The organism is Colwellia sp. MB02u-6 (assembly GCF_014077095.1).
Classification (GTDB): Bacteria; Pseudomonadota; Gammaproteobacteria; order Enterobacterales; family Alteromonadaceae; genus Cognaticolwellia.
Genome location: NZ_JACGVG010000029.1, coordinates 16,448 through 34,778 on the forward strand (window position 1 = coordinate 16,448; position 18,331 = coordinate 34,778).

The 18,331-nt window shown below is 38.8% G+C and carries 8 protein-coding genes and 1 pseudogene; 5 read left to right on the forward strand and 4 right to left on the reverse strand.

Annotation, left to right across the window (positions count from 1 at the left end; translation table 11 throughout):
- The first annotated feature begins 45 nt into the window (after positions 1-45).
- Entirely contained in the window at positions 46-2,979 is a 2,934-nt protein-coding gene (locus H4J46_RS06450; RefSeq protein WP_182232721.1) for a TonB-dependent receptor, read from the forward strand.
- 1,700 nt (positions 2,980-4,679) lie between these two features.
- Here the strand turns inward: H4J46_RS06450 and H4J46_RS06455 are convergent.
- Entirely contained in the window at positions 4,680-8,078 is a 3,399-nt protein-coding gene (locus H4J46_RS06455) for a discoidin domain-containing protein (protein WP_182232722.1), read from the reverse strand.
- Between the two features lie 1,417 nt (positions 8,079-9,495).
- Here H4J46_RS06455 and H4J46_RS06460 point away from each other — a divergent pair.
- From H4J46_RS06460 to nagA, 4 genes are read left to right on the forward strand one after another with little or no spacing between them, the layout of a single operon-like run.
- Positions 9,496-10,791, forward strand: a complete 1,296-nt coding sequence (locus H4J46_RS06460) for a D-tagatose-bisphosphate aldolase, class II, non-catalytic subunit (RefSeq protein WP_182232723.1) — start codon at positions 9,496-9,498, stop codon at positions 10,789-10,791.
- 2 nt (positions 10,792-10,793) lie between these two features.
- On the forward strand, positions 10,794-11,915 hold the full coding sequence (locus tag H4J46_RS06465; RefSeq protein WP_182232724.1) for an SIS domain-containing protein: 1,122 nt from the start codon (positions 10,794-10,796) through the stop codon (positions 11,913-11,915).
- Between the two features lie 22 nt (positions 11,916-11,937).
- On the forward strand, positions 11,938-12,849 hold the full coding sequence (locus H4J46_RS06470) for an ROK family protein (protein ID WP_182232725.1): 912 nt from the start codon (positions 11,938-11,940) through the stop codon (positions 12,847-12,849).
- The gene (nagA, locus tag H4J46_RS06475; protein WP_182232726.1) at positions 12,842-14,032 is read left to right on the forward strand and encodes an N-acetylglucosamine-6-phosphate deacetylase; all 1,191 of its coding nucleotides are present in this window, start codon (positions 12,842-12,844) and stop codon (positions 14,030-14,032) included. Before H4J46_RS06470 ends, nagA begins: the two co-directional genes overlap by 8 nt.
- An 87-nt stretch (positions 14,033-14,119) precedes the next feature.
- On the opposite strand, the pseudogene H4J46_RS06480 reads toward nagA, so the two are convergent.
- The 3 genes and pseudogenes from H4J46_RS06480 to H4J46_RS06490 all read right to left on the reverse strand — a co-directional run.
- Positions 14,120-14,242 (reverse strand): annotated as a pseudogene (locus tag H4J46_RS06480) (IS982 family transposase); the annotation flags it as partial.
- 467 nt (positions 14,243-14,709) lie between these two features.
- Positions 14,710-16,338 carry a glucose-6-phosphate isomerase gene (gene pgi / locus H4J46_RS06485; RefSeq protein WP_182232727.1) on the reverse strand — a complete coding sequence of 543 codons (1,629 nt, stop codon included), beginning with the start codon at positions 16,336-16,338 and terminating at the stop codon, positions 14,710-14,712.
- Positions 16,339-16,634: 296 nt separating this feature from the next.
- A complete protein-coding gene (locus tag H4J46_RS06490) occupies positions 16,635-17,987 on the reverse strand; it encodes a sugar MFS transporter (RefSeq protein WP_182232728.1) in 1,353 nt (450 codons plus the stop codon).
- Positions 17,988-18,331: the final 344 nt, after the last annotated feature.

The window sequence follows — 18,331 nt, forward strand, 5'->3', positions numbered from 1 at the left end:
GTCGCTGTTCTAAATAACAGAAAAGAATACTAGGAAGAAGAAAGTATGAAAAATTATAAGATAAAATATCTGAGTATGTTAATAAGCAGTGTCTTATGTACATCTACAGCTGCTCAAACAAGCCCTGAACAAGAAATTACTGTCATAAAAAAACAAAATGATTCAACGGCAAAGAACCTGTTGGTTAATGCAAAGAAAAAGAACGAAGACAAAAATGAAAGCATTGATGACGTTGTAGATGACAAAACTGAAGTCATTCAAGTTTATGGCATTAGAGGCAGTTTAATTAAGTCGATAGCAATTAAGCGCCAATCAGTTAACATTGTGGATGCAATAAGTGCAGAAGATATTGGTAAATTACCTGACGTTAATATTGCTGATGCATTGTCACGGATTTCCGGTATTACCGTGAACAGAGATCCTAATACTGGCCAGGCACAATCGATTAATGTTAGGGGGTTATCAGGTGAATATAATGTTACCACCTTAAATGGCAGAAAACTGGCAACAACCAATTCAGGTCGAGATTTTCATTATGATGTACTCTCTTCAGGTATTATTTCAAGTGTCGAGGTGGCTAAATCACCTTTGGCTCATATGGCTTCAGGTGGTATTGGCGCATCAGTTGATATAAAAACAGTTCGCCCTTTAACTAATGACGAAACAGAAATAGTCTTTAAATTTGATGATTTTTATCAAGAGTTATCAGGTAATCATAATCCTAAATTCTCTATTTATTCTAACTACAACCATGAATCTGAATTTGGGATTGCTGCGGGCTTAATTTATTCAAAAACAGGTAACCGCGTGGATACGGTTCGTAGTGATGGTATAGGGCGTGATGGATCGCACTCTGTTCAAGGCGAAGATGGTGAATTTTATAATGTTCAAGCCGATAACTTCCTTGGCATGAACTTTCAAAATGGTACAACAGATCAAGAAAGGCTCAGTGCCAATTTGTCTTTACAATGGGTACCCGTCAGTGAATTAGACGTTACCTTGGATGTTTTATACAGTACCTTCGACCAGCGTTATCAAGGCTCTAGTATTGCATTAAGTGCAAATCAGCCTATATACGCTAATCATGGTACTTATACCCAATTTGACATTAATGAGTTATTAACACCTCGTTGGGATCCTGCTACAGGTGAAGCGCGATTAGATGACAATGATGAGGTGGTTTATCTGGGTATTGCAGACCAGATTACTATCGATGATTTGTATCTGATTGATTTAGCCAACACGGCGCAAAACAGAAATACTGAAACACAATCTTTTGGACTGAATGCGAGTTATGATTTTGACACAGTGACACTGGCTATTGATCTTGCACATTCTTCTGCGGTGGATAAAAACCAGGGAGATAATTACTATATTGTCACTCGTTCGGGTATTCAAGGCGCAAAATTTGATTTTCGTACCGACAACCTTATGCCTGATGTTATCTTAAGTGAAAATTTAAATGCAGCGGCTGGTTGGGGAGCGCATTACAATAGATTTAATGGTATTGGCTCTGAAGATAAAGTTGATTCCTTGAAACTTGATGGTGTGTGGCTGCTTGATACTGACTATGTAGTGGACGTCAAGTTTGGCGCGGGAGTTACTCGACAAACTAAATTCACCGACACTTATACGCCACAAGTTGGTGGAACCACTACTTTTCGTAATGGTACTATCTTAGGCGCTCCTATTACGGATCAAACTCAGTTACTTAATAGAGGAGCCTTTAGCTTTTTAGAAATTCCAGAAGCTGTCATGAATAATGGCAATATTGATAAGTTTTTGTCTAATGAACCTGGGAATTTTCCTCGTCAATGGGCTAGCTTTGATGTAAATGATTTGCTGGATTTTTATCGTAAAGTTAGCCCTGAAGCTGTAGCGTTAATGGAACCAATACGAGATGAGGCGCAAACATATACCATTGAAGAGTTAGTTGGGCACTTGTATCTTGAAACAAATTTGCAGTTTGACATATACGGACAACAACTTAATCTTAACCTAGGTGGTCGTTATGTCGAAATTGATATTGACGCCGAAGGGAAAAGCCAACGAGCAGATCGAATTGCTAGGGATTTTTTGGGTAACCCGATTGATGAACATTTTGCCGATGAAACTCGCTTAATGAAAGAAGCGCATCAACACTTTTTTCTACCAAGCATGACGGTAAATTTGAAGTTATTTGATGATTATGTGGTGAAAGTAGCGGCGGCAAAAACAGTTTCTCGTCCGACATTATCAGGTATGAAACCTTATGAGACGATTAATGCTTCATCGATCCGCGATCCAGGTTTTAACAGCATTACCCGTTCAAATCCTGCGCTGCAACCTTATAGCGCCGTTAATGTAGATGTAAGTTTCGAGTGGTATTTTTCAGAGTTAGGTGCCTTAGCACTCGGTCTGTTCTATAAAGATATTGATGGTTTTGTCCAAGATGAAGTTACTTTTGAAGAAATAGATGGCTGGGAATTTCAAGTCACGTCACCGGTCAATAATGATCAGCATTCAAAAATAAAAGGTTTGGAAGTATTATTGCAACAGTCATTAGATGACTATTTGCCAGAAAGTCTGCACGGTTTTGGATATTCTGCAAACTATACTTATACCGATACCGGCAATGGCGATACTAATGCCATGGGGTGGGAAGTTGGCTTTGTTGGGATGTCTAAGTCGTCTTACAACTTTCAAATCTTCTATGATATTGAAAACTTTAGCACACGTATCGCATTCCAACATCGAGATGAATACTTAAAACAAGCGGCAGGCCATGTTCTTACGCGAGACATCTATGTTCCAGAATCTGATTATGTTACTTGGAGTATGAGTTATGATTTCTCAGATTCTATTGGTATAACGGCAGCGGTTAATAACGTAACCAATGAGTCTAACAAACAAGTATCACGAGAATTATGGGGCGATAACCTGACTAATCTAAGTTTTAGCGGTCGCAATTATAATTTTGGCTTAAAAGCTAAATTTTAATACGATTGTTAAACCTTTTATAGGCGCTGAGGCTAATTTATTCTCTATAAATATGTTTAATAGCTTGTTGCACAAGGATGTGCAGAGTTTTCTGTTCCTTTAAACCACCCTTATAATATTAACTCAAAAAACGGCAAATAATTTTTCCGTTTTTTGAGTCACTTCTACACCGGCATAATATTTCATTTCGCTCACGGTTTTATCAATATACCCCTTTATAAAAACGTAGAATTATTGCGTTTCATTATTATTCAAATAACTTGTAGATCAGCCGCTTAATAGCGAATTTATAACTAAATTGTATATCTTAGTCTTTAGCCATATGGAGACTATATTTTTAATTTAAAGTAGAGCACTTTCAAGTCTTCGTAACGTTAAATTAGAGGATAAAGCATCCATCCTAACTTCGACCACATGTGTAATAAAATCCTTAAAATTCATAAGAGTAAATTATAACAGCCTTCAGTTATGTTGGTGTTTAATTAAAGGTCTGATCATTTTTACCTCGCTAATATCATGCTAACTTTTATTGCTATGAACCGTGAGGTTTGCTGTTATCTCATCCGGGTAATGAGCGAGTTACACCGCCTTTAATTCATCGATAAGGCTGATTCATAGGCTTGTATTTATTGTTATTGATGCACAAGGTTAATTGGCTGACCTGTGGTTTTATCTGTTAATTATGGCTCGCCAAAGGGGGGGGGGAGCACTTAATTGACAGGTGTGATAGTGACTGTTTTGGCTTCACGACAAGCTTCGGTCAGACTGTATTAGCATAAGATAAGGGCTAGATTTATCCTTGTTTACGCCACGACCAAAAGTATTCACACCCGTTTAATTACGTTTAATTACGTTTAATTACGTCTAATTCTTTGATGGTACAAAGGTCTAGCTCATTGTTTTTAAAGGATAAGCAGTGGGGTAGCTAGGGTTGTGCTGCACCGCTCTGTTAGACAGTTATTTATTTAATTTCTATCAAAGGTGTTAGCCATGGGACATAGAAGAAAACCTCTCTATGGCCAATATTAATTATGGTAGCAACTATTGTTGTTTTATTAGCTGCTCAATATGATATTTTAGCCGAAGATATGCCTGTACCTTTGTGTATTTACCCTATTATGTTCTATCATTGGTTTGTCGGGCATTGAGAAGGTATACAATTTCCCCTGTCGCTTATGAAAAATAATCAACCAGATAATCCCCCTAAAAATATTCAATCTACAAAGCCTGAAAGCCAGTAACGGGCAAAAGCTAATGCGGGTATTGAAAAGCTTAAAACAATTACCGCGTTAAACAGAATATATTGAAAGCCTAAAACTGTTCGAGCGACTATTAAAGCAAAGCCTGAAATTAATTTTTATTGTATTAAGAAGCACTAAAGTTAGGGAGTATCTCCCGATTATGGCTAGTACTATCGAACCGTATCAGCGGATAGGACTGATGATAACGGTTAAAAGGCTGAAATATTCAAGAAATATTAGGCGCTAAACGAGTATATGGTATACCGAGAATGCCAACTTATTGGCTATTAATATGCCTTCACGTAATCAGCTGACTGCACTTTGTTGCATCCGGACAGCTTGGCCAGTTTTGTTTAGGTAAATAAAAAGGCCAATAACAGTTCATGCTATTGGCCTTTTACTACTCTGTATGGAACATAGACCTGTCAAACAGGGCTACGTCATTGCTCTACTGAGTTTTTATTTTTTTGTGCTAAACTTTCTGCGTAAGCCAACAATAGACATCAAGCCAAGCAACCAGATGGAACCAAAACTACCGCTGGATTTTTTAGGCTCTTCGATAATGAATGGTTTAGGTGCCACATCTATCGTAATGATAGCTTGGCTGGTAGCGCCGTTTATATCAGTTACACTAATGGTAAATGTATCATTTCCGGAAGTCTCAACACTAGGCATATAAGTAAAACTACCATTAGTTTCTAAAGTTAAGGTACCTTTAGTTACATCAGTCACTAGCGCGTAGCTAAGTGCATCACCAGAGGCATCTACGCTAGGCAGGCTGTCTGAAAGTTCGGTATTATATTTTGTATCGAAAGTTACATCTCTAGCTGTATATGGTGCAGCACTTAAGCCCTCAATCGAACATGTGGTTGATTCAGGCGTAATGACCACTTCTGGGTTTTCAGTGCCAACCGCATAGCTATGAGATATCGCTATTTCTGAGGCGGATGCAAAATTCTGCCCCGCACCTTCAGTGTATGCAATAACTTTAACATATCGGCCGGTAACGGCCTCAAAACTTACTTCTTTAGTCTCTGAGGTATATTCCCACTCACCAGCAGCTATTGGGGTACCAAAAGCACGACAGTTGTCACTGACATATATTTCATACTCAGCAATTGTACCATTCGGATTACCAGTTCTCCCGTTATAGTCAAGTTGAGCGATATCATAGGAATTGCCTAAATCGATTAAGATCGTATGCGGAAATGGTGTTTCTTCTGGTTCCCACTGTGTGTGCCAGAAAGTACCAAGGTCACCATCAAAAGCAGCACCAATTTGACCATTAACATCACCTTCACCTACTAGCTCTTCCGAAGAAGCTACCGCCATAAAGCTTGAACTATCTAACTTAGCGGTAATACTACTTAGTAGCACTGGTGAATCAGAACTAGCAAACACTTGAATTTCTGCTGCGCCGATAAAGTCGGCTTCATTTGCCTCAGATATTATCACTAAGCGTACATATTGCGCTAACGTGCTAGTAAATACAGCAGATTTATCAAAATCATTAGCAGACCAGCTGCCATCAGTAATACTGGTATAGTTAACACCATCCTGACTTGTTAAAATTTCATAATCACCAATTTGGCCAGTATTGTTACCTCTAGGCGTGAAATCAAGTCGATTAACGTCATAAAAGCCATTTAGATTAATATCCACGGTAAATGGCATTTCAGGTAGCACATCTGTATTCCATTCAGAATGCCAAAAAGTTGCGACATCACCATCAAAAGCAGCAGCAATATGACCATTAACATCACCTTCACCCGTTAGCTCTTCAGTAGAGGCGCTGACGGTAAATAAACTACTGTCTAATAGGACCGTTGTTGCTGGTTGAGCGACAGCGTCTGATGTGAGCGAAAGCACGGCAAACTCAGCAGCACCAGCAAATGTAGCATCACTGGCTTCAGACGTTGCGGTTAAACGCACATATTTAGCTGCTCGGCTATCAAAGCCAGATTGTTTAGCGTCATCATTACCGGCCCATGTACCCTTACTTACTTCATCATAGGTTACATCATCGCTACTTAATGAGATAGAAAAGTCAGCAATTTGGCCTGTACCATTACCACGAGGTGTATAGTCAAAGCGCTCAACGTCATAGTAATCGCCTAAATCGATTGATACCGTATGGGGGAAGGGCGTTTCCTGTGCATTCCATTCTGTGTGCCAGAAAGTAGTAATGTCACCATCAAATGCTGCTCCAATTTGACCATTAACGTCACCTTCACCTGTTAGCTCTTCTGAGCTCGCTGTAACAACAAAACTGCTACTATCTAGTTTTGTTAGCGGATCTACTGGCTCTTCAGTGGGAGGCACATTACTGCTTTTAAAAACATTAAATTCTGCGGCAATCGCATAGGCATCTTGCTCTATGCCGTCAGTCGCAGCCGAGTCAATTAAGGCCGAGGTAATGAGTATTTGTACATGGCTGGCATCAACGTTAGCAAACATTGCCTCTTTAACGTCATTATCACCAAGCCAGGTGCCTGAAGCAACTGAGGTAAAAGTAACGCCATCGGTACTAACAAGTACTTCATAAGTTTCGATCGCACCAGCGAGGCGATCAACTCTAGGTAAGTAATCAAATTTATTAATATTGTAGGTGTCACCGAGTGCAATAGTATAAGTAAACGGGAAAACATTCGCGCCTTCCTGTGCTTCACTCCAATTGGTATGCCAGAAAGTATCGGCATCGCCATCGATTGCATGTAGCGCACTACCATTATTCGCGCCTTCGCCCGATAACTCTTCTGATGTTGCCGTAGCGGTAAATGCTGAGCTATCTAGTTTTTCTGAGTATATTGCTGCAGGAGCAGTACTGTATTCATAGACATTAAATTCAGCTGCAATCGCATAGTCATCTGCTTCTACGCCGTCAGTAGCGGCCGAGTTAATGAAGGCCGAGGTAATGACTATTTGAACATAGCGAGCATTAATGGCCTCAAAAGTGGCCTCTTTTAAGTCATTATCACCAGCCCAGGTGCCTGAAGCAACAGAGGTGAAATTAATGCCATCATTACTGATGAAAAGTTCATAATCACCGATGGCACCAGCGAGGCGATCGACTCTAGGTAAGTAATCTAATTTATTGACGTTATAGTTGGTTCCAAGATCAATAGTATAAGTAAACGGGAAAACATTAGCGCCTTCTTGTGCTTCACTCCAATTGGTATGCCAGAAAGTTGCGTCATTGCCATCGATTGCATGTATTGCATTGCCATTATCCGCGCCTTCACCCGATAACTCTTCTGATGATGCCGTAGCGGTAAATGCTGAGCTATCGATTATTTTTGAATAGGTTGGAACAAATTCAGTGTCTTGGAAAACATTAAACTCAGCGGCAATCGCATAGCTATCCGCTTCGAGGCCATCAGTAGCAGCCGAGTCAATTAAGGCCGTGGTAATGACCAATTGCACATGGCTTGCAGCAACGGTAGCAAAGTTTGCCTCTTTAAGGTCATTATCACCAGCCCATGTGCCTGAAGCAACTGAGGTGAAAGTAACGCCATCGGTACTAACAAATACTTCATAAGTTTCGATCGCACCGGCTACCCGGTCAACTCTAGGTAAGTAATCAAATTTATTAATATTGTAGGTGTCACCGAGTGCAATAGTATAAGTAAACGGGAAAACATGAGCGCCTTCCTGTGCTTCACTCCAATTGGTATGCCAGAAAGTAGCGGGATTGCCATCGATTGCATGTATTGCATTGCCATTATCCGCGCCTTCACCCGATAACTCTTCTGATGTGGCTGTGGCCGTAAACAATGATTGATCTATTACTTCTGAAGACGCTAAGCAATTGGTACTGATAATTGCGGCTAGATAAGCTATTTTAAAGTTTTTTTTCATTTTAATTCCCTAATTAATATTGAATTTAATAAGCATCATAGAGTGGTAAATTCAATATTAAATCTGTTAATGGATACACAATTTAAATTCATTTAAAAACACCAAACTTCAAGTTGACTAATTTTTGGTTAAATTCTTTATAACGATAAATGTAACAGTTCGCAACAAAATGTAATTTCAAAACCTTTCGAAAAAAAGTTAAATAAGATTAATTGGCTATATAAGTGATTAAAAACAACTGGTTAAGAGTGAAAGGTGATTAAAGTAAACTTAAGTCCTTGGAATTATTTAGCGTGTTTTAGTTGCATTATTGAAAAATGTTATCGCGATAACAGACCCACTCCCTCTGGCAAACACGCCAGAGGGAGTGGGTCTACATCGTACTAATTCAAGCACAACAAAGTTTACATCATACAGCTATTGGGAAATCTACCTAAAGTATATATTAGTCATATTCGGGGTGATCATCAGAATGACCATTTTAAGTAAATGCTACTAAAACAAAGGATCGAGCAGTGAGAAAAAATTGCTGATAACCGTCTGATGTTTAGTTGATTCTCAATGGGCAGCTATTAAGGGTAATGATACTGCTAAAGCCCATGCTTTTAGATTAATAACTACCCAAAAGACAATATATTGTCTTTATTCAAGGCACAAGCTTTACTGGCACCTAGAATGATTATGTTCGTTTAGAGGTTAGCGCTCGAATTTTCTCGGCAGATGATAATAGCAATGGCAGATTAAAATTTAGCAGCTAAAGTGATAAGCATTTTATTGCCATTAGAAGCCGTGTTAATAGCGATAGTACATATTAAAATCAAAATCAAAATTCAAATGGACAATTTATTGTTGTTGATTACCCAGCCTATGAAAATAAAGATAAGCGGTGTTTTTAATGCCTGAAAATCAGCAGAGAATGATTAATTTGGTCACCATATTTAACTTAACGCTAAAGAAATGAGCCATCGTAATAGCTAATTTATTTATATCCTAGTCCTATTAAAAGATAGATTAACAACGAAGTAGCTAGTCCCGTAAGAGGCGGTATTCAGCTCAACAAGCAGATGAATGATGTTAGGTCATAAATTACCTAGTTTGTGTCGAATATTAGTGCCTATTGTGAAGAAGAGTTATTTATTCATGCAGAATAATAAATAACTCAACGCTTTATTTCATATACTTTCATATCGTAGTGATTAGTGAGGCGAAATGTTATGAATTGTACTATTTTGAGTACAACAGTTAAAAAAAAATTGCCTATGGCTCGAAAACAAAGGGGCTTTTGATGTTTTTATTGTTTGATATTTTTTTTGATACAAAAGTAGTGAAAGAATTTGAAAGGTGATATAGTTTCGGTGTGTCCAATTGCTCACGTTAGCCTTGAGCAAATTATTTTACTTATTATATGGTTGGAAAAATGAAGGGTATTGCTAATATTATTCAAGAAAATTTGAACGGAAACCGAACGGGTGTCTATGCAGTGTGTTGTGCACAACCCTTAGTGATTGAGGCGGCAATAATACAAGCCAAGCAGGATAATACTCCCTTGTTAGTTGAAGCAACGGCCAATCAGGTTAATCAATTTGGTGGTTATACTGGGATGTATCCGACAGATTTTATTCGTTTTATTCATACCATTGCCAATGAGCAAGCATTCCCAATTGAAAATATTATTTTTGGTGGTGATCATTTAGGTCCTGTTTGTTGGGTCGACGAACCAGCCGAAAGCGCGATGCAAAAAGCGAGAAACTTAATTGCCAGTTATGTCAGCGCGGGTTTTAAAAAAATACATTTAGACACCAGTATGAACTGTGCGGACGACTTGGGTGTGTTAGCGGATCAGATCATTGCTGAACGCGCCGCGGAACTTTGCCAAGTTGCCGAATTAACCGCTATACAGGTGTTTGGTTGTTCCGATCTGGTTTATGTGGTCGGTACCGAAGTACCGCCTCCGGGTGGTGCAACAGAAGAAATTAATGATCTTGAGCTGACTTCGCCTATGGAAGTTAAAGCGACAGTTGAAGTACATCGTCAAGAGTTTCATAAACGAGGCTTAACCGAGGCTTGGCAACGTGTGGTTGGTTTAGTTGTGCAACCGGGCGTTGAGTTCGACCATACCAGTATTATTGACTACGATACGAATAAGGCACAAGCCTTGAGTGAATGTATCCATCAGTATGATGGTATTGCCTTTGAAGCGCACTCAACGGATTATCAAAATCCTCAAGCTTATCAGCAATTAGTAACAGATCACTTTGCTATTTTGAAAGTGGGCCCGCAATTAACTTTTGCGATGCGAGAAGCACTGTTTGCCTTAAGCTATATTGAAGAAATTTTAGTAGACAAAGAGCAGCAATCTTATCTACGTGACATTTGTGAAGCACAAATGTTAGAAGCGCCTAAAAATTGGCAGCGATTTTATCAAGTACCAGCAAGCCAAGAATTACTTTATCGTCGTTATAGCTATAGCGATCGTATTCGTTATTACTGGAACGACGCTCACGTAAATCAGGCCGTTGACGCCTTGTTAGCGAACTTATCGGCAGTAGAAATACCGCTTCCTTTGATAAGCCAATTTATGCCTGAACAATATCAAGCCATTAGACAGGGGCGGTTAACAGCCGATCCTAAGCAGTTAGTCTTAAATAAAATAATGCAAGTAACAGCCGTGTATGCAGATGCTTGTTATAAACAAGTATCAAATGAGGAGTGAAAATGACTAAATATTTATCCATTGAAGAGGCAATACTTAAAAATAAAAAAGCCTACTGGACTGCGCGTGAAATAGAACAACAACCAAGAGTATGGGCAGAAGCACAGCAGACGGTTAATAATCATCAAACCGCGCTAAATGATTTTTTAACGCCTATTCTTTCATTGCCAAACTTACGGATTATCTTAACCGGAGCGGGTACCTCAGCTTATATTGGCGATGCAGTTGCACCGCATTTATCTGCAGTTAATGGCCGTTTATTTGAACCCATTAGTACCACTGATTTAGTGGGCAACCCGAATCAGCATTTACTAAAAAACATGCCGACCTTGTTAGTTTCTTATGGCCGCTCAGGTAATAGTCCTGAAAGTGTTTCCGCTGTAAACCTAGCTGATCAAGTCGTCAATGATTGCTATCACTTAGTTTTAACCTGTAATCCTGATGGGCAATTAGCAAAAGAAGCAAAAAATAATTGTAAGGCATATAGCTTAATCATGCCAGAAGGCACGTTAGATGAAAGCTTTGCCATGACGAGCAGTTTCTCATCAATGCTAGTATCAACATTATGTGTTTTTTCACCTGATGCTAAGCAACTAGCTATAGCCGTAGATTGGACAGAGTCTTTACTCACTAATAGTGTTGAATCAATTAAAGAACAAGCGAAAAATGATTGTGAACGTTTAGTCTTTTTAGGTGGTGGACCTTTATTAGGTATCGCTCGAGAAGCCGCATTAAAATGTTTAGAGCTTACTTCAGGCAAGGTATTAAGCTACTGTGAAAGCCCATTAGGGTTTCGACATGGTCCGAAATCGCTAGTGACAAATCGTACTGAAATCGTTTTACTATCTTCAAGTGATAGTTACAGTAAAAAGTACGATACTGACTTGTGGAATGAATTGGTACGTGACGATAAGGCCTTATCTATTGTTAGATTAGACCAACAAACATTTGCTCAAGATGTTGCCTTAGATGATATATGGGCAGGACTACCTTATATTGTCTACTGCCAAATACTCTCATTTTTTAAAGCTGTTGATTTTGAAATTTCACCAGATAATCCATGTCCAAGTGGTGAAGTGAATCGAGTTGTTCAAGGTGTTACTATTTATCCTTTAGCATCATAATTTTTTTTGTTAGGCGGTTGAAATGGCTGTGTATGGAATAGATATTGGTGGGACAAAAATTGAAACTGCAATTTTTGATCACAACTTAAACCTTTTAAAAAGTTGGCGAATTGACACGCCAACGCAAGATTATCAAGTGTTTCTTGATACGCTGCGCCAGTTAGTTGAGCAAGCTGACGAATACACGGGTGAGCGAGGATATATTGGTATAGGTATGCCAGGGCTAATAACCCCAGCAGGTCAGTCATTATCGGCTAATGTTCCTTGTGCCAGTGGTAAATATGTCCGAGATGACCTATCAAGATCATTATCTCGCCCAATTGTACTAGAAAACGATACCCGTTGTTTTGCTTTATCAGAAGCCGTTAGTGGCGCAGGTAAAGGCTATGACAGGGTTTTTGGTGCCATCATTGGTACCGGTGCAGCAGGCGGGTTTTGTCGCAATGGTCACCTCGATAAAACTCAACAAGGCTTTGCTGGTGAGTATGGTCATATTCCATTACCTGCCGATATTCAAGCGCAGTACCAACTTCCCGTGCTCAAGTGTGGTTGTGGTTTGATGGCCTGTGTTGAAAGTTATATTGCTGGCCCTGGCATTAGTCGCTTATATCAGCATTTCAATGGCGAACTCATCTCTCCAGAGCAATGGGTTTTACGTTTAAAACAAAACGAAGCCGCGGCACAACAAGCATTGCAATGTTATCTCGATATATTAGGTTCTACCTTTGCCAGTCTAGCTAAGTTTCTTGAGCCCGATGTGATTGTCTTGGGTGGTGGTGTTTCATTAGTGGATGAGATTGTTGAAAATTTATCACCCGCAATAGAAAAGTACTTATTTTCTGGTTTTCGCGCTCCACAGCTAAAAAGAGCCTTACATGGCGATTCAAGTGGTGTCAGAGGCGCGGCCTTATTAGGATTAAAAATTCATGACTGAACAGCGTTATTACTTAAAAGCAAAACAAGTATTTACTGAAGCAGGTATTAAAGCCAATCATTATGTATTAGTGGATAATGGGGTAATAAAAGAAATTACCGATATAGCTACTTTAGATATTAAGGTCATGGATTTAGGTGATAACCAGTTGCTGCCAGGCTTTATTGATATGCATATTCATGGCCGCGAAGGTTGTGATGTTATGGACGGAAAGCTTTCATCACTTAATACCATTTCTAAATCTTTAGCTCAACATGGTGTGGTTGGTTATTTAGCAACAACAGTGACGGCAAAGTGGCAAGACAGTTTACAAGCCTTCTCGATTATTGGTGAAGCAGCTCATGCTAGTCTGGACGGTGCCAAAGTATTAGGCGCTTACAATGAAGGTTTGTTTTTTACTGATGAACATAAAGGTGCTCACAACGAAAATTTCTTTTTACGATTAAATAAAGAGCGTATTGATGCTATTTATAAAGCAAGCCAAGGAACGCTTAAAGTAGTAGCAATGGCACCGGAATTTGAAGACTCAAAAGAAATGATCACCTATCTTGATTCTTTAGGTGTTAAAGTTATGCTCGGCCATACCAATGCCAATTACCAACAAACCGTTGACGCGTTAGATGCGGGCGCTTGTGGTGGAGTACATGTTTTTAATGGTATGAGCGGTATTCATCATAGAGATCCTGGCTGTGCAGGTGCCGTATTGATGAACGCCAATGCGCTCGCTGAAGTTATTGCTGATGGCGTACATTTACACCCCACTATTATGCAAATGATCTACAAACTTAAAGGCCCGAAAAAGATGGCTTTGATCAGTGATTGTATTAATGCCGGTGGTTTTAGTGATGGTACCTATAAATTAGGTGAGTTAGATGTTTACGTTAAAGATAGCGTGGCTAGAACGGCCTCAGGTTCGTTAGCAGGTAGTACACTTACCTTAGAAAAAGCCGTTAAAAATTTGACTGAATTGGCACAAGTTCCGTTATTAGAAGCTGTGCATATGGCGAGTTTAGTTCCAGCAACCTTCCTAGGGCTTGGCGATAAATTGGGCAGCATTGCCGTGAATAAACAAGCAAGCTTTGCCATTTTAAATGAAGACCAGCAAGTACAGGCAACCATCATTGATGGCAAGGTGGTATTTGCACAGGAAAATTTTCACTCACTTGCTGCATTAATAGGCTAAAGGGCAATTAATCGTTATTTAGCCTGAGATCTGCTTAAGCGTTCATGTTTTTAAGCTACCATTAGTCCAAATTCACTAGGTGATAATTTAATACGTGGCTTTTTTGTCTTTTAGACAATAAGCCACTATTCCTGAAATTACATTTAGCATAAAGCCTGTTTCACTTCGATGTCTACTGTGCTCAACTTGAGAAATATTTTTTATGTTGTTTGTTGCAATGAACAAGGACGCATTGTCAAAAAAATATTAAGGCGAGCACAAGTATTAGCTTTCTTTCAATGTCATTATGCATGTATTGTGGCTTCGAAGGCTTGTGCAACCTCTCATTATTGGGCAAGAGAAATAATGAAAGCTGGATATACAGTGAAGCTTACTCCACTTCAACATGTAAAAGCATTTTTAATGGGTAATAAAATTCCGATAAGTGGAAAATCCTTGTAGATCAATAAATCATCAGTAGTCTATCAGTACCGAAGTACGAGATCCCCATACAAAAAAAACCACCTAGGTCTTAAATATAAAGCTTCATACCTTATTTGATTTCTTATTTTAAAAGCATACTATTTTAAAAGTATACTTTAGGTATAATCAGGTGATTGTAATGGATTAAATTTATACCAATAAATCTAATAAAACTAACATGTCTAAATATCGAACTATTCATTAACTTTTCGATACTAGCGTTCTCTATATATCTTAATTAATTCATTCGTTGAACCATCCATATTTAATATCTCTGTAGGATTGGTTATTTTTGATAATACTTTATTACCCTGCGATTTTCCTAATTCAACACCCCATTGATCAAAAGAATTCACTTGCCAAATAACACCTTGAACAAACACTTTATGCTCATACATGGCAATTAAACTACCGAGAGCCTTAGGCGTTAACTTTTCAAATAAAAGGGTATTACTCGGTTTATTACCCTCCATCACCTTATGAGTTGACAGCTTTTGAATTTCTGATACATCACAGTTAGCTTTTTTCATCGCCGCTTTCACTTCTTCGAGACTTTGCCCTGCCATTAATGCCTGACTTTGCCCAAAACAGTTAGAAGCTAGCATATCATGGTGATTACCAATTTCATGATAGGGGAATAATGGCATCAAAAAGTCTACAGGAATAGGGGTTTTGCTTTGATGGATGAGTTGGTGAAACGAGTGCTGACCATTGGTACCTTCACTTCCCCAAATTATTGGGCCAGTATCATAAGATAAAGACTTATTATCCAGAGAAATTGATTTACCATTACTTTCCATATCTAGTTGTTGAATGTAAGCCGGTAAACCTCGTAAATAATGATAATAGGGCAATAATACTTGCGATTGAGCGCCATAAAAATTTCGGTACCAAATACCTAATAAAGCCAGAATAACCGGTAAGTTTTTTTCTAACGGGGCATGGGTGAAATGTTCATCCATTTCAAACGCGCCTTTTAAAAAGTCACGGTAATGTTCAAACCCTATCGCTAATGCCAAAGGTAAACCAATAGCAGACCAGACAGAGTAACGACCACCTACCCAATCCCACATTGGAAAAATGTTTTCTTTCACAATACCTAATTTTTGCGCTGCCTCTACATTAGAAGAAACACAAGCAAAATGATATTGAACCTCTTTAGCTGCAGCGGATGCAACAAACCAATCCCGTGCGGTTAACGTATTACGTAATGTTTCTTGAGTCGTTAATGTTTTAGATGACGTTATAAACAGTGTTGTTTCAGGGTTTACTTTAGACAGCACATCGTGAATATGACAACCATCAACATTGGCAATAAAATGTACCTTTAACTGAGATTGTTGATAAGGTTTGAGTGCCTCTGACATTATCTTAGGTCCAAGAAAGGAGCCTCCAATACCGATACTTACAACATCAGTAAAAGCTTTACCTGTATAACCTACTTTTTTACCTAATGAAATATCATTAACAAAATGTTCTAATTTAGCCAGTGTTGTTTGTATTTGTGGCATCACATCAACACCATCAACATAGACAGGTTTATTTGAAAAGTTACGTAGCGCGGTATGTAATACCGGACGGTTTTCAGTGGTATTGATAGCTGAACCGTTAAACATTTTGTCACGCTTATTCAATAAACCTGATGATTCAGCCAAATTCATTAACAAGTGCATGCTTTCATCAGTCACACGGTTCTTAGAATAATCTAGCATTATTCCAGCCGCAGAATGAGAAAAATTATTAAAGCGATCAGTATCTTGAGTAAATAAATCACGCATTTGTACATGGATATTTTTATTATAATGATTAACGAGTGATTTCCACTCAGGGGTGCTTGGTAACATAAAAAGTTATATCCTAATTCTGAAATTTAAGGCTATCTAATTGATTACGTTGTAGGAAAATTTAGATATGACTCGTGCTTAATATTCATGCTTACAGGCATGGATTGCATTAAGAGGATTTTATTTGTTCGTATTGACGTTTTTCAGGTAGATAATGAGGCCATTATCTACCACCATAACTTTAGTGAGCTGCAAAGCATCTATATCACCATGTTTAGAGTCACAAACAATACCTCATTAGTGAAGAGGCTATGCATGTACTCAATATTATTGTCTGGGTACATGCTTCCAATCGGTTACTTACGGGTTGGCCAATGTTTAATTTTATGTCCTTTTAAGGCATAAAAAAGAATGAAGCCATAACAAGGTAGCATGATCCAATAAGACGTTTGAGCATTGCCACTGCCTTCAGAAAGTACGCCATAAATGAGTGGAAAAATTGCGCCACCAGAAATGCCCATAATTAATAAAGCCGAACCTGAAGCGGTGTGCTTGCCCAGATTTTTTAATGCCATAGGCCAAATGGCAGGCCAAACTAACGCGTTGGCAAAGCCGAGCAAGGCAACAAAGAGTACGGTGTTAGGAATGGCATTGACCCCAGTCCAAGCAAACAAACTATCCCAAATATCGGTACTGCTGCTACTGGTAGTAATAATTAACAGTGAAAATAACAGCCCTAATAGTGCGGAAATAACTAATGCGGTTTCTTGACGGATCCAGCGGGGGATAACAATCATACCAATGATATAGGCTGAAACCATAAAGGCCATAGTATAGGCGGTGAGTTCACCAAAATTTGTCACCCCTAATTGTTTGCCATATAAACCTATGGTGTCACCGGCAACAACTTCTGCACCGATATAAAAGAATAAGGTAATCACCCCAAGGATCAACTGGGGAAACTGTAAAATACTTTTCTTGTTATCATGCTCAGTACCCTCTTGTTCGTAATCAGTCGTTGGCTCAGGTAGGGGGGAGGCTTTAATTGCAATGGCTAACACGATTAGCATTACTGCCATAATGAGATAAGGGGTGATCAGTCTTGAAGAAAGCTCTTGTAGTTCGATCATTCTCTGGCCAACCTCTAAGCTTGCCAAACGCGCCTCATTAAATTGTGACATGTCAGTAAGCACGTAAGCGGTAAATACGAGGGGGGCAATAATACCCGCACTCTTATTGAGTATGCCCATCATACTAATACGCACTGCGGCGGTTTCTCTAGGCCCGATTAATACAATATAAGGGTTTGCGGCAGTTTGCAGTATGGTTAAACCTGTACCCAAGATAAACAGTGCCGTTAAAAATATGCCATATATTTTAGTTTGCGCAGCAGGAATAAAAATTAATGCTCCCACAGCCATCACAATTAAACCTAGCACTAAGCCATTTTTATAACCGGTTCTTTTTAATACGGCAGCCATAGGTAGGGCAGTAACGGTATAGGCAATGTAAAAAACTAGTGTGACAAAATAGGCTTCAATATGGTCAAGTTCACAGGCTATTTGTAAAAACGGGATCAATGAACCGTTCAGCCAAGTGACAAAACCGAACATGAAAAACAAACCACCTATGATAAGCATAGGTACTATGCTTGATTTAGTCGCCTGGCTCGATGTAGGTTTAGGGCGGGCAGTGACACTAGCTTCCATTTCTCTCTCCTAAATGGTAATCGTAATAATACATATATTTTTTCTCACAGATAGCGTTGTTTTAATTGTGCATGAATTAATTTTAATTTAATTTCAACTTTCTTTCAATTGCTTTCTTTGTCTTTCAGTTCTTTTCAGGTTTTTTAACATGTTTATGTGAAAACAACCACATTAAATTTAGTTTAATTCAATGTGGTTCGAAATGAAGCTGTTGTTATATGGCAGCCAAGCACGAAAGGTTTTTGGGTTTTTATTCATGAATACTTAATAAAAAAGGTGTTATCGCTCCAAGGTTAAAATCACCAGTTTACACTGTTAGTTGGATTTAATATTACCGTATCAAT

Coding starts and splice junctions, on each gene's coding strand:
- H4J46_RS06490 (WP_182232728.1), bottom strand. CDS start 17,987: ATGGAAGCTAGTGTCACTGCCCGCCCTAAACCTACATCGAGCCAGGCG.
- H4J46_RS06470 (WP_182232725.1), top strand. CDS start 11,938: ATGGCTGTGTATGGAATAGATATTGGTGGGACAAAAATTGAAACTGCA.
- H4J46_RS06450 (WP_182232721.1), top strand. CDS start 46: ATGAAAAATTATAAGATAAAATATCTGAGTATGTTAATAAGCAGTGTC.
- pgi (WP_182232727.1), bottom strand. CDS start 16,338: ATGTTACCAAGCACCCCTGAGTGGAAATCACTCGTTAATCATTATAAT.
- nagA (WP_182232726.1), top strand. CDS start 12,842: ATGACTGAACAGCGTTATTACTTAAAAGCAAAACAAGTATTTACTGAA.
- H4J46_RS06455 (WP_182232722.1), bottom strand. CDS start 8,078: ATGAAAAAAAACTTTAAAATAGCTTATCTAGCCGCAATTATCAGTACC.
- H4J46_RS06465 (WP_182232724.1), top strand. CDS start 10,794: ATGACTAAATATTTATCCATTGAAGAGGCAATACTTAAAAATAAAAAA.
- H4J46_RS06460 (WP_182232723.1), top strand. CDS start 9,496: ATGAAGGGTATTGCTAATATTATTCAAGAAAATTTGAACGGAAACCGA.